Origin of the sequence: Lacinutrix venerupis (assembly GCF_001971745.1) — a bacterium.
Taxonomy (GTDB): Bacteria; Bacteroidota; Bacteroidia; order Flavobacteriales; family Flavobacteriaceae; genus Lacinutrix; species Lacinutrix venerupis.
On sequence record NZ_CP019352.1, the window covers coordinates 929658 to 942500 of the forward strand.

The 12843-nt window shown below is 27.4% G+C and carries 13 protein-coding genes (1 of these 13 cut by a window edge); 3 read left to right on the top strand and 10 right to left on the bottom strand.

The genetic code is table 11. The features are described 5' to 3' along the window. Positions 1-15: 15 nt before the first annotated feature. The 6 genes from BWR22_RS04245 to BWR22_RS04270 form a co-directional block, all read right to left on the bottom strand. Positions 16-399, bottom strand: a complete 384-nt coding sequence (locus tag BWR22_RS04245) for a VOC family protein (RefSeq protein WP_076732187.1) — start codon at positions 397-399, stop codon at positions 16-18. A gap of 52 nt (positions 400-451) precedes the next feature. Next, positions 452-1501 carry a nucleoid-associated protein gene (locus tag BWR22_RS04250; RefSeq protein WP_076732188.1) on the bottom strand — a complete coding sequence of 350 codons (1050 nt, stop codon included), beginning with the start codon at positions 1499-1501 and terminating at the stop codon, positions 452-454. A gap of 114 nt (positions 1502-1615) precedes the next feature. After that, positions 1616-2188 carry a hypothetical protein gene (locus BWR22_RS04255; RefSeq protein ID WP_076732189.1) on the bottom strand — a complete coding sequence of 191 codons (573 nt, stop codon included), beginning with the start codon at positions 2186-2188 and terminating at the stop codon, positions 1616-1618. 232 nt (positions 2189-2420) lie between these two features. After that, on the bottom strand, positions 2421-3041 hold the full coding sequence (locus BWR22_RS04260) for an autotransporter domain-containing protein (RefSeq protein ID WP_076732190.1): 621 nt from the start codon (positions 3039-3041) through the stop codon (positions 2421-2423). 27 nt (positions 3042-3068) lie between these two features. Beyond that, positions 3069-3899 carry a DUF4412 domain-containing protein gene (locus BWR22_RS04265; protein ID WP_076732191.1) on the bottom strand — a complete coding sequence of 277 codons (831 nt, stop codon included), beginning with the start codon at positions 3897-3899 and terminating at the stop codon, positions 3069-3071. Positions 3900-3922: 23 nt separating this feature from the next. Continuing rightward, on the bottom strand, positions 3923-4270 hold the full coding sequence (locus BWR22_RS04270) for a hypothetical protein (RefSeq protein WP_076732192.1): 348 nt from the start codon (positions 4268-4270) through the stop codon (positions 3923-3925). Between the two features lie 128 nt (positions 4271-4398). Here BWR22_RS04270 and BWR22_RS04275 point away from each other — a divergent pair, with 128 nt between their 5' ends. Then, positions 4399-4962, top strand: coding sequence for an RNA polymerase sigma factor (locus tag BWR22_RS04275; protein ID WP_076732193.1), 564 nt, complete (start codon positions 4399-4401; stop codon positions 4960-4962). A gap of 2 nt (positions 4963-4964) precedes the next feature. Continuing rightward, positions 4965-5693 (top strand): tetratricopeptide repeat protein, encoded by a 729-nt coding sequence (locus BWR22_RS04280; RefSeq protein ID WP_076732194.1) that lies wholly within the window; start codon positions 4965-4967, stop codon positions 5691-5693. On the opposite strand, the gene BWR22_RS04285 is transcribed toward BWR22_RS04280, so the two are convergent. The 4 genes from BWR22_RS04285 to BWR22_RS04300 all read right to left on the bottom strand — a co-directional run bounded on the left by BWR22_RS04285 (position 5690) and on the right by BWR22_RS04300 (position 12115). Continuing rightward, on the bottom strand, positions 5690-8419 hold the full coding sequence (locus BWR22_RS04285) for a CHAT domain-containing protein (RefSeq protein ID WP_076732195.1): 2730 nt from the start codon (positions 8417-8419) through the stop codon (positions 5690-5692). The genes BWR22_RS04280 and BWR22_RS04285 overlap by 4 nt on opposite strands. Before the next feature lie 14 nt (positions 8420-8433). Beyond that, positions 8434-8904, bottom strand: coding sequence for a hypothetical protein (locus tag BWR22_RS04290; RefSeq protein ID WP_076732196.1), 471 nt, complete (start codon positions 8902-8904; stop codon positions 8434-8436). Positions 8905-9044: 140 nt separating this feature from the next. Next, the gene (locus BWR22_RS04295; RefSeq protein WP_076732197.1) at positions 9045-11483 is read right to left on the bottom strand and encodes a DUF3352 domain-containing protein; all 2439 of its coding nucleotides are present in this window, start codon (positions 11481-11483) and stop codon (positions 9045-9047) included. Positions 11484-11515: 32 nt separating this feature from the next. Further along, complete coding sequence (locus BWR22_RS04300; RefSeq protein ID WP_076732198.1) at positions 11516-12115, bottom strand: ribonuclease HII; 600 nt, start codon at positions 12113-12115, stop codon at positions 11516-11518. A 151-nt stretch (positions 12116-12266) separates the two neighbouring features. Here BWR22_RS04300 and BWR22_RS04305 point away from each other — a divergent pair, with 151 nt between their 5' ends. Continuing rightward, positions 12267-12843 carry the beginning of a putative porin gene (locus BWR22_RS04305; RefSeq protein ID WP_076732199.1) on the top strand. 1421 nt of this gene lie beyond the right edge of the window, so the window shows 577 of its 1998 coding nt (coding positions 1-577); the start codon lies at positions 12267-12269; its stop codon lies off the right edge, out of view.

Genomic DNA, 12843 nt, shown 5'->3' on the forward strand with positions numbered 1-12843 from the left:
GTAAATATATGGTATTTATTTGGCATTATTAACTTCAACCCAATAGCCGTTTGGATCTTTAAAGTAAACTTGCTTAACACCATCGTTTCTAACGTAAATTTTATTTGGCTCGTCTACCCAATTAAAATATTTAATATTTAAATGCTCTAAATGTAAAACAAAGCGTTCTATGTTTGTAGTGTTTAATGCAAAATGTACAGCTTTACTAATTTTTATTTCGTCTTTTGGACGTGGAATTAAATGTAACTCTTTGCCTTCTCCAAGAGAAAGCCATCTTGTTTTAGAGCTAGAAGCTGTGTTTTTAATTTCTTTTAAATTAAATACTTTTTGATAAAATGTTATAGATTGATCTACATCTTTTACAGAAAGTGCTATGTGGTTAAATGTAAAGGAGTTCATTTTTTAAATGTACGATTTTAAACATTAATGTTTATTTTAATAAAAATACATTTTATCCTTCTGCATTAAAAAATACTTTATAATAATGCATTTTCTTTTCTTCGTCATAACCACGTTCTAAGTATTCGCTAGCGGCGTCTGGTGCGTCTATATCTAATTTTATTTGAATATTAGTATCGAGTTTAATATCAGTTTTTATTTTCTTCTTGTCCTTTTTTACTACAGCTTCGGCTAAATCAAATTGGTTGCGTAGTAAAATGTTTTGTTCACCTTCGTATTCTTTTTTAAAATCTTCGAAAAGTCGAATGTGAGATTCCTCGGTAAAAATTTCTTCTTTAAAATTTTCGACGTTAATTATCTCGTTCTCTTTAAAATAGTCTATTGTTTTTGCAAGAAATATATTTCGTTCTTGCTCTCCATAACTAGGCTTTAAAATTTCAGTAGAAAATTCACTACACATGTTCAAGTAATTGTGTGTGTGATTATTCATATCATCGGCATACTTAATATTTAGGAACTTTTCTAGCCAATATTGTGCATCGTAGCTGTTATTGTCTACACTTAAAACAATATTACCTTCCATATCTGTTTGGTTTAATATTAAGCAACCTTTGTCTACTTTTTTAGACGAGATTCCTTTTTGTACCAAAACATCATAACTATTGTCTTCTAAATAGGTTTGAAAGAAATTTATTTTATTTTCAATTTTAAAAATACCAATAGCGTTAGTAGCCATTTCTTTATATTCTATACCTTCAAAAATAGCCACTAAAACATCTCCAGTTTTTATTTGTGCAGAGTTGCTTTGCTCGTATAAGTGTTTTACTATATTTTTTGATGTTTCTACAAAAGCATCATCATCGTTAAAAATAGTTTTAGCGTAAGCATTAATTTCGTTTAACTCTACATTGGCATGATGGTTAAAACGGTAGCTTTGTACTGCACTACCAAATGGTCTTAATAGAAAAGGCAACATAAGTTCGTAGCTTTCTTCATCAAAATGTACTTCTTTATCTGAAAATGCATTTTTTGTGTCGTTATGTTTATTACCTACTTTATGAATTATAAATTTTGAAATACTTGCTTGGTTACGATTAATCATTGTAAAAAATAAGATTGAAAATGAAGTACAATAGTAAACATTTAAGTAGAAAAAAGGAATAAAAAAAACCGAAGACTTTTGCCTTCGGTTTTTAAATTTAAAGAAAATTAGTAATTAATATGCAATACCATAATAGTCGCAAACAGCTTGATAATCTTTAATATCTATACCAGCTTGAGCAAGCTCATTGTAAATTTGTTGTTTACCGTTATTAGTTTTTCCTGCTGTTGTACTTGTAGATTCTATAATAACAACTTTAAGAGTTTGTAAGTTTCCGGCTGTAACGGTATAGGCAGAACCTGATGCATCTTGGTAATCTAAGTCCATTCCACCATCATAAAGTGTGACATGTACAGAAAAGTTAAAGGCAATAGTATCGTAAGGACAAGGTATTGGAACCCATACAGAGTTGTCCTCTGTTAAATAGCTTAATACAACATCGTTATCTATTACATCTTGTGTAAGTTCTGTTATTGCTACAGAATCATAAGAACCTGCAAAAGTAGTAGCATCAAAAGTTAATGTTTGCACATTGGCATTACCATCTACACCATTTGCTCCGGCAGGTCCTGCAGGACCAATGGCTCCATCTTCACCATCTTCTGGAGAACATGAGAAACTAAAAGCTACTAATAAAGCTAATAGAAAATATTTTGTTGTTGAAATTGTTGTTGAAATTGTTTTCATGATTTTAATTTTAAAATGTGATTAATAGTTTATTTACCATTTAATGTTATCAAGAAAAAAAGGTTAACATAAAGACTAAAAAAAATAAAAATAATTGCATTTAAGCTTTGCTAAAGGTTATAAACAAAAAGAAAAAGAGCCGAAGTTTTAACTTCGACTCTTTAACAAACTAACCTAAAAATGAAATCTATTTAATAGTTATAAAGGGAAAATAAAAATTGATATAGTGTTTTTAAAAATAAGCCGTAAAACCAACACTAAAATAAATGGTGTTTAAAATAATTTTATTGTCTCCAGAGCTTCCTTTGGGTTTTTGACTTTGACTTGTATAATTTATTGCAGGTTCTATGGCTACATGATCGCCTATAAAAAAGGAATATCCTGCAGTGCCACGTAAAGCAAAAATGCTAGATTGCATGTCTCCAAAAGCAGATGTGGTTTTAGATGTACCAATAGCAGCTGTAACTTCTGCAAAAACTCCTATGTCAAAATAATATCGAGCAAATGGTCCGGCAGAAAGAACATTAGAAGTGGTTTCTCCGTCAAAACCTTCTATTTTACTAGTGCTAGTTCTTACTTCAAGTTCTAATCCAGCAGTAATTTTATCTGTAATAAAATAACCTAATCTTGGTGTTCCTGTAACTTGAAATGTTGAGCCTACATCGTTTGTAGTGCCTCCAATTTTAGATTTTTCGTTTGTAGAAATTACACCAATTGTTCCATTAGCAAAAAAGTTGCCTTGAGTTTTAGCGGTAAAACTTTCTTGTGCAGTACTTATTAATATAATAAAGAATAAGGTTGTAGTGATTATTAATTTTAGAGTACTATTGTTGTATGTGGTTTGTATATTCATGATTATTATTATTTAATTGATGTGTGATTACATTATTTTTTTATAGTTAGTTGTGTTTATTGAGAAATTTTCTTCCTTTAATAAAACACAGTTCATGGTTGTGGTTTTTGCTTTTCTTCTAGAAGTGTCTGTTATTTTCATTTCCATTGGTAAGCCATTAACTAAAGACATCCAGGTTTGGTCCATTCCTTTTTTTTGTTTTGTTCTGTAAAAAGTTTTAGAAAATGAAACTCCTGCATTTTCTGTAACCCAAACATTGCCATGTAAATCTTTACCTTTTACATTATACTCTTTGCAGGTGTAACCTAATATTGTTTTTGTATTACCTGTTGCTGTTACAGAATATTCTGTGTCTTCAATAGCATCATTTGTTATTTTATCCAAATTCATATTCATGGACATTAATGTTTTGTCTCCTTTATTATCCATAAACATAAACATGACTTCTTTTTCTAAATCCATTACTGTAATTGTTTTATTTTTTAAATCCGGAATTTCGAAGCCTAAGTAGTTGTTAGATTTATTAAGATAATAGGTCATATTTAGAGGTTTTTTACCATCGCTTATTTCCATAATATATTTATGGCTAAATTGATATGAGTTTTCTGGAATAGCGTTAGACATGCCAAATAACTTGCCACTAGTTTTATTATTTTTTGTTTTACTTTTTTTTGAATTATTAAATGTAGAGTCGAAAGCTTTGTCTGTTTCGCGTTCTGCCTTTTCTTCAACCTTTTTTTCTAAAGTGTTTTCTACAGCTTTCTCGGCTTTTTTAGATAATTTTTTCCAAATTTGAGCATTAGTAGTTGTGCTAAATGCAATTATAATAATGGTTAATAATGTTTGTAAAGTTTTCATTTTAAAACGTGTTTATATTTTAATTAATCGTCTGTTTCTTTTGCTTCAAGAATCCTTTTCTCAATAGCTTTACCTAAAGAATCTTTTTGTTTTTGAGTAAGATCTTTTGCTTGTATATGGTATAGGTTTTTGTATTCTGTTTTTTCGGCTTCAGATAAATCAGATTTTTCTAAAAGTTCTAAATAGCCAATGGTTTTTCCGTCTGTATTTCCATCTAAATTAGAACCAAAAACCTGTGATATAACATTGGCTCCCATGTCTAATAAATTGTCTTTTTTTACAAGCGTAGAATCTGCTTTTTTTTCTTGTGCAATGGCAAATACCGAAAAGGCAAAGGCAAGTATTGCTAAAATTATTTTTAAAGTTTTCATATTAAAAAGTTTAATTTGTTTACTTCTTAATGCATTAAAAAAGAAAAGGTTAACAGATTGTCTTTTTTATTTAAAAAAAGTTAATTTAGCTAAGCATCTGTTAACCTTTTAAAGCGCAATACCATTAAATGATAAACCAACAAGAGCATATTATCCTGGAAGATTTAAAACAAGGTTCGGATAAAGCACTTAGAAAAGTGTATGAAGAGAATAGAGATAAGTTTATAAATTTTGCAAGGCGATACAATTTGCCACAAGACGATGTGGTAGATATTTATCAAGATGCCTATGTTATTTTTTATAATAATATAATGTCTGGTAAAATAGAAACGTTAACTAGTAGTATATCTACATATTTATTTAGTGTAGGTAAGTATTTAATTTTTGATAAGATGAAAAAGAATAACAAAAAGGTAGGCTCAAACTTCGACTTATCTATTGTTAGAGATGATGATAAATTACTAGAAACGTTTGAAATTGAAGAACAAGCTTTAACTCACGAACAAGAATTATTGCGAAAGCATTTTTCAAGTTTAGGAAAACAATGTCAAGAGTTATTAAACCTGTTTTATTATAGAGGTTTTACAATAAAAGACATTTTAGAACAAGGGAATTATAATAACGAAAACGTAATTAAGAGCGCAAAGTCGCGTTGCATGAAAACTCTTAAAGAACGTATTAATAGCAACTAATAATGACTAACGAAGATTTACTATATCGATATTTTTCTAATAGTTTAAACGAAGACGAATTAATAGTCTTTAATAAGCGTTTAGAAAGTGATGCAAAATTTAAAGCTGATTTTGAATTTGAAAACAATTTAAAACAAGCAATTAAAAAAGAGAATTCAAATAAGCTAAAAGAAAAACTAAAAACTTTTGAAACAGATATTTCTGCAACTGAAACTTTTAAGAAAAAATCAAAATTTAATTGGCGTATTGCTGCATCAATAGTATTTTTTCTTGGAGCAAGTTGGTTTGGATACAATTCTTTTTTTGGTGTAAATTATAACAGTTTGTACGATGCTAATTTTAGTAATTATCCTAATACCGAATTTCCAATAACACGAAGCGATACTATTGATTCTTTCGAGCGTAAAGCTTTTGTGGCGTACGAGGCTGGAGACTTTGATAATGCAATATCTAATTTTAAAATTATTCCTATAGAAGAACAAAAACCTTATCAAGCTTTTTACAAAGCTCAAGCGTATTTAGAAATAGGCAATTTAAAGGAGGCGAAAAATATATTTAATAATATTATTAATAAAAACAGCACATTTGTTGCAGAGTCACACTGGTATTTGGCTTTAATAGCAATTAAAGAAAAAAATAAAATAGAGGCTACCAACCAATTAAGAGTATTAACCGAGAATTTTAATTACAACAAATTTAAGGCTGAAGCACTTTTAAAAGAATTACACTAATTTTTACGCTTTAGATAGAGTAGAAGTAATAAAGCTAAAGCAGTAGCTATGCCAATCCAGAGCCAGTAATTTGTAGTATTTAAGGCAACAATATTTCCAGAAATAATAAAGCCAGCCCAATAATAAGGATGGTTAAGTGCATTGTCTCTATTATTGTTTATAAAATTAACTTGCGCTTTTTGTAAAGCACTGTTTTTGGTACTACCTTTAGATAGGTTTAAATAAAAATTATCCATTAAATTTGTAGCAGAAGCATCGTTAATTTTCCATAAAGTACTAGCAATACTTTTTGCGCCACTAAAATAAAAGCCACGTGCTAAACTCATTAAACCTTCTCCACGTTTTAATTCTCCAATACCACTTTCGCATGCACTTAATGTTACTAAGTCTGCATTTAATTTAAGATTATAAAGATCTTTAGTGTAAAGTAAGTTTTCTTTTCCTGGATTTTCCGAAAAGGCTAAAAAAGAATATTCGGGATTATAATCATTAAAAACAGCATGAGTTGCCAAATGTAAAATACTATATTTAGGACTTTCTGTATTGAATTTAGTTAAGGTAGCATTTTCGTTTTTTAAAGCACTTCCCTTAAAATAATTTAAACAATTGTCTGCTTCCTTTTTATTGTTAGGTAAAGGTAATAAAGAGTTGTTGTTGCTAAAGCTTGGAGCAAAAGCTAATAAATTATGGTTATTTATTTGTTTGCTTTGCAACTGCTTTAATAAGGTTGCGGAATTTATATAACTAATAGTATGATTTTCTATTAAATACTTAGAGTTATTGTCTATTAATGTAGCAAACGGAATATAATTTAATAATCCATCTGGAATAATAATTAAATTTTTATGCATTAAAGAAATTGGAGCAATAGTGTTTTTGTGTAATGTTTTAAGTCGATTTTTTAGCTGGTTTAAATTAGACTTTGGGTTACTAAGCATTCTGTATGTTAATTCTATATCGCTTTTAATATTAGAATTTAAAGATGTTTTTATTAATTGATTATTATTTCTAGAAACAGAAATAGTGTATAAAGCGTTTTCTCCAAAGAAATAAGATATAAGTTGCTCGTTATTGTTAAGCATTTTCTTTGTTTCGTTTAATGTAATAGCTTGAAAGTTGTATTTTAAATTATAATAATTTTTATAATCTGTTTCAAGTTTTTCAACAAATTTGCGATGTTTAATTTTTAAATTGAAGAGCTCATCTTCTAGAGTTTCGTTTTTATTACTGTTAATTTTTTTTTCTAAACTTGTAATTTCATTTTTTAATATTTCTTCTTCTTCTAATATTTTTATAGGAATATTTGCATACTCTGTAGCTTTACTGTTTAATAAAGCTTCTAATAGTAAAACACTTTTACTTTTTTCGGTATATAAAAAAGCTTTTTCAATATAATTGTTTTTCTTACTTTTTATGTTTAGCTGGTAAGCTGCGTTTATTCCATACTCAAATAAAGGAAAAGCATTTTCTATTAAAAAAAGCTTATCATTATTGTTTTTAAAACTTGGTTTTAATTCATCTAAAATAGAAGAGGCGTAATCTACAGTTGCTATAGTTTTTTTAAAATCTCCAATATTATTTAATGTGTTTGCTTTTAATTTTAATGTTTTTAAAAGGTGTATATTATTTATACTCGATTTTATAGAATCATTTTTAAAAAATTGTATGGCAGTACTAAAATTGTTTAATGCTAGATTGGGTTTGTTAAATTTTTGTTGCAACTCGCCTATGTTGGTATAGGCTAAGCCTAAATTTTGATTTTTGTTTTTTGCAGTTGTAGCGTAGTTTTTGTAAAAATATAAAGCTTTATTTAGTTCTAAAATAGCCTTGCTGTAGTTGTTTTCTTGGCTATAAATTTGGGCGTTTAACTCATGATAAGTCGTATTGTATAAATGGTTTTTATTTAAATGTTTTTTAGCAATATTTAAATAGTATTTAGCGGAATCAATTTTAGATAATTCAATATAATTTTTTGAAATATTAAAACTAGAAGACATTATAGAATTTGGACTGTTTTTAGATATATGGTATGCAAGAGATTTTAAAAAATAAGCATTGGATGCAGTGTGCTTTTTTTCTTTTTTTAAAACTTCGGCAAGTAAGTTGTAGTTATAAAAAATAGAACTTTTATTCGTACTGTCTATTTTTTTTAATAGTCTAATATTTTTTTGGTATAACGAGCTGGATTCAGATAGTTTTCCTTCATCAGCATTCATTTTTGCAATGTAGCTATATGCAACAGATAAAAAAGTTTTATTTTTTTTTAATGTTTCACTATCCTGGTTTTCTGTATCATCAATTATATTTTGAAAATATTTTTTTGATGTATCGTAATTGTTTAGCCTAAAAAAATAAAAACCATAATAATAGTTTATATGGTTTTTATATTTAAGTGTGTTATCTAGTTTATTAAAATAATGCTCTTGTTTATTATATAAAGAATCTATGCTCTTTAAAATAATTTTTTTTTTGTGTAAGTTATTATAATGAAAAGCTATGTTATAACTTTCAAAATAGGCATCCATTGCGTATTGCCAATGTTTTCTTTGCTTAGAAAGCGCAATGCTCTTTTGTAAATAAAAATATCCGGAATCTTGATCTTTAAAGGCTACAGAAATTGCTTTGTTATGTAGCGTTTTAATAGACTTCTCGAACTCATTATTTTTTTCTTGCGAAAAACTAAAGCAGGTTATAATTAAGAAAATGGAAGATAAGATGTTTTTCATTATTATGAATAATCTTATTTAAACTTTACAACATAAGGTTTTTTGTTTCCAGATTTTACTTTTAATTTATTTTCACCATTACATATAGATGCTTTTAATTTTTTTAAAGAAAATATTAAACTTCCATCTTTGTTGGTTTCTAAATCAGATTCTGTAAACTTTTGCACTTCTTTATTGTTCTCATCTAGTAATATAATTGTAATATTTTCAGTACCTTTTTTAAACGTAACATATCTTAATGTAGGGCAACAATCTGTATAAGAACTGTCTGGGCAAGGCGGTAGAGGATCTCCACCTCCAATAGGAATAGAATCTAAAGAGGTTGTGTTCTCGTATCTTTCGTCACTGTTTTTTTTGTGTAAGGTAAATAATTGAGCTTCTGTTAAGTGATTTTGCTCGGATAATTTAATACTTTCTTTATTATCATTTTCACAAGAGTTTGCTAAAGTAAATAAGAAAAATAAAGCTAAAATAGCTGCTTTCATAAGTTTTTGTTTTGTGTTATATTAACTTAATGTTTGGAGCAGTCTAAAGTTAACATTTTTTTTGTAAAAATGTTGTAATTTGCTGTAATAGATTGAGATACTGTAAAATAAACAGTTGTTTGGCGTAAAGAGTAATAGATTTAATTTATTTCATACAGTAAAATATTATTACTATCGCCTTTAGTAATAAATTCTAAGTTGGCATCTTTATCTATGTTGTCAAGCTCTATTGTAGAGTTTCCATATACAGGGAAATTTTCAATAGATTTTGCTTGACTATCAAACAGTAATACTTTTTGAGATTGCAAATCTGTAACCGAAACATAAATTTTATCGTTTAAATAAAATATTTTTGGCTTTGTGTAATTTCCTAAATCTAGCTCAAGTGTTTTACTTTTTATATTTAAAATGTTTTCGCTTTGCGATACTAAAGTTTTGGTTGTTGTTGCTAAATGATGATTTTTAGACAAGTTAAATGGTTTAGTTGTTACATTTCCTTTTTGGTCGATACTCACTATTTTTCCATCGTTAGTCGTTGTTGTAAACGTATTGTTGTAATTAAAAACAGCTTCATTAGAAAACTCTATATCTGAGTTAACTTTAACTCTAGTTAATCCTCTTCTTGTTAATATGTTAAGTTTTTTATCTGTTTTAATTATTATATAATCTTTATTTCCAATCCTTATATGTTGAGGTTGGTGGTTTATCTCGTTTTTAGCCGAAGAGAATTTAAAACCTTTAACTGTTTTGCCTTTAGCATCATATAATAGAACATTTTTACCTTGTGTAACAAATAGTCTGTAGTTCTTTCTTTTGTCGTAATCGAATACCGAAAGTGGTTGTGTAATTTTATCATTAAATTTTAATGGATATCCAGTTACATCACGACCAGTTCTATCTAATAAATAAACTCTGTTTGGTGTAGCAAACGCTAATTGTAGTCTGCCATTTTTATAAATGTCTATCTGTTCTATATTGCCTAAAACAGGACCGTTTAATTGTTTTTTCCAAAGAATATTACCAACATTACTAATTAAGTATAGCTTATTGTTGATGTCTTGTACAACAATTTCCTTTTGTTTTGTTCTATGGTTGGTTACAAATTGTGGATTGTTTAATAAATCGGCATCTAGTTTAATATTTAAAAGTTCGGTAACAGCATTGGCTTCAGCTTTTATTTTATTTTTCTTTATCGCTCCGTGTAAATGGGCGTAATGAGAATCGTATACAAACTGTAATGCGGAAAATTTGTAATCTTTAAAATTAGTTTCTAAATGCGTGTTTAAATTTAAATCTATTAAATCCTTTAATTTATCATTATTTAACACCTGTAAAATTGAAGAGGCATTACTTAGATTTTTAGTTATATTTTTATAGTAATCACGACTGCTTAAAGTAGTTTTATTTTGATAATTCGCAATAATATTTTCAAGAGTTTCTTTGTCTTTAGCAAATACAAAAAAGTGTTCTATAACACAGTAATAATCTATATTATTATAATGTATAAATGGATAGAAAGTAGTTTCAAATAAATCTGGTTTACTAAATTCAAAAATAGGAATTTGTCTATAAGTATCAACTTCGTTTTGTTCGCTAATAAGATTATCTTTAGTAGAAATTACATCTATAGAGTTTAATACTATAGCTTGATTTTCGGCAGAGAATATTGTGCCGATTTCAACAATGTTATCGAATAATGAGGTATTTATTGTGCTATCATTTTTCTTGTTTAAGCGATCTAAATTAGATTTAAAGCTGCTAAAACTATTAAAAGTAAAGCTTAAAAAGCCGTCACAATTATTAGGAGCAATCTTAGCTAATTCATTTTCTTGAGGAATGGTGTTTTTAAAAGCGTTTATAAATTTTCCAGAAGAGTCAGATGCTTTAGTAATGCCGTTAAAAAGTATTTCATCTTGAGAGATTACGGCATCAACAGAAGTGTAATTGCTAAAATTTTTATAAGAAAGAGTTTCAGAATAAAAAAAGGAAGATATTAAGTTATTATTTGTATTGCTTAAAACTAAAGAAATTGGTTTGTTTTTATCTATAGTATTAATAATTTTTTTTAAATTTTTATTCTCTTTTTTTTGGTTTAAAAGGCTTAATAATAGTTTGCTACTTGATGCAGCAATAGCGACACTATCTTTAAAAATAGTGTAAAGTTCTTCGTTATTAAAGGTAATTTTTTTTGCAGAATAATTTTCGATTTTTAAAGTTTCAATTTTATGATTTGGAAAAGAATCTGGCAAAAATAAATTATTAATTTGCTTTGTAGATATGCTAAATTGAAGACTATCGTTATCATCCTTTAGAAAAGAAATTATAATAGGATTTTCTGTATTTATATATTTTAAATGATTTAATTTTTTTGAAACATTTTTATAAACAGAAGATTTAGAAATACCACTAATAAAATTGTTGTTGTTAATGTTAGTTTCTAAGCTTTCTGTATCATTTATAGTCGCAATTATAGAAGCTTGATCAGGAATATAATCGTAAATAGATGCTTTTTTATTGCTAATAGTATTGCAACCAACTAGTGTAATTAAAAAAATTAAAACAATATAAGTACGCTTCATTATATAATAGAGGGATTTTTGCACATTCAAAATTACAATTCTAATTTTAATTGTTCGGGTAAAAGCCTAAAGCTTTTTCTGTGATATTTTGTAATACCATATTTTTTTATGGCTTCTCGGTGTTCTTTAGTAGGGTAGCCTTTATTTTTTTTCCAATTATACATCGGATATTCTTCATGAATTTTATTCATATATTCATCTCGGTAGGTTTTTGCTAGAACCGAAGCAGCGGCAATACTTAAAAACTTACTATCTCCCTTTATAATAGTTTCGAAAGAAATATCATTTAAAGGTTTAAATCTATTTCCATCTACAATAATAAATTCAGGAGTAGGGTTTAATTTTAAAATAGAGCGTTGCATAGCTAATATTGATGCGTTAAGAATATTAATTTCATCAATTTCATTTTCAAAAACATGAGTAAAAGCAAAAGAAATAGCTTTATCTTCTATAATAGGCTTTAAAAAATTACGTTTAATTTCAGAAAGTTTTTTAGAGTCGTTTAAAACATTGTTTTTAAAGTTATTAGGTAAAATAACAGCCGCTGCTGTAACAGGTCCGGCAAGGCAGCCTCTTCCAGCTTCATCAGTTCCACACTCTAGTTTAAATTTTGAAAATTTTAATTTTAGCATTTATAGTATTCTTAACAAAAAACAGTTTTATTTAATATAGATTGCGTTTCTAATTTTATTTGCCAAACAAATAGAGATATTTCATATTTTTGACAAAATTTTAAATTTTAACCTGCGTTTACTTAGCAAGGTTAAAAATAGATATCATTTAATGAATAAAATAATTTTTACATTTTTTTTAATATGTTTTGTAAGCATTTGCACTGCTCAAACTCGACCAAAAAGAACACTTAGTCAAAATAATAGTCAAAGTCTAGATGCTATTTCAAGTAGTAGCAGCGATAGTTTGTCTAATAATAGCACAAGAAGTACTAGTATAGATAAAATAAAAAATAAAGATGCAAAAATTACCGACTACTTAATTATATCTTATAAAAACGATACTACATATGTAGATACAACACTTACTATACAAAAGGAGTATAAGTATAATTATCTTAGAAAGGATGAATTTAATTTAATGCCTTTCTCTAATATAGGGCAAACATATAATACTTTAAGTCAGGATTTTGAAAGTATTTCTTTAATGCCACAGTTTGGAGCAAGAGCCAGACACTTTAATTATATGGAGATTGAGGATATTAATTATTATCATGTTCCAACTCCGTTAACAGAGTTAATGTATAAATCTGCATTTGAGCAAGGTCAGTTATTAGACGCTTTTTTTACAGTTAATACTTCAAAACAATTCAATTTTTCTATAGCTTATAAAGGTTTACGCTCTTTAG

Excerpts from the sequence above, each read along its gene's own strand:
- BWR22_RS04245 (WP_076732187.1), bottom strand. The coding sequence starts at position 399 with ATGAACTCCTTTACATTTAACCACATAGCACTTTCTGTAAAAGATGTA.
- BWR22_RS04250 (WP_076732188.1), bottom strand. The coding sequence starts at position 1,501 with ATGATTAATCGTAACCAAGCAAGTATTTCAAAATTTATAATTCATAAA.
- BWR22_RS04255 (WP_076732189.1), bottom strand. The coding sequence starts at position 2,188 with ATGAAAACAATTTCAACAACAATTTCAACAACAAAATATTTTCTATTA.
- BWR22_RS04260 (WP_076732190.1), bottom strand. The coding sequence starts at position 3,041 with ATGAATATACAAACCACATACAACAATAGTACTCTAAAATTAATAATC.
- BWR22_RS04265 (WP_076732191.1), bottom strand. The coding sequence starts at position 3,899 with ATGAAAACTTTACAAACATTATTAACCATTATTATAATTGCATTTAGC.
- BWR22_RS04270 (WP_076732192.1), bottom strand. The coding sequence starts at position 4,270 with ATGAAAACTTTAAAAATAATTTTAGCAATACTTGCCTTTGCCTTTTCG.
- BWR22_RS04275 (WP_076732193.1), top strand. The coding sequence starts at position 4,399 with ATGATAAACCAACAAGAGCATATTATCCTGGAAGATTTAAAACAAGGT.
- BWR22_RS04280 (WP_076732194.1), top strand. The coding sequence starts at position 4,965 with ATGACTAACGAAGATTTACTATATCGATATTTTTCTAATAGTTTAAAC.
- BWR22_RS04285 (WP_076732195.1), bottom strand. The coding sequence starts at position 8,419 with ATGAAAAACATCTTATCTTCCATTTTCTTAATTATAACCTGCTTTAGT.
- BWR22_RS04290 (WP_076732196.1), bottom strand. The coding sequence starts at position 8,904 with ATGAAAGCAGCTATTTTAGCTTTATTTTTCTTATTTACTTTAGCAAAC.
- BWR22_RS04295 (WP_076732197.1), bottom strand. The coding sequence starts at position 11,483 with ATGAAGCGTACTTATATTGTTTTAATTTTTTTAATTACACTAGTTGGT.
- BWR22_RS04300 (WP_076732198.1), bottom strand. The coding sequence starts at position 12,115 with ATGCTAAAATTAAAATTTTCAAAATTTAAACTAGAGTGTGGAACTGAT.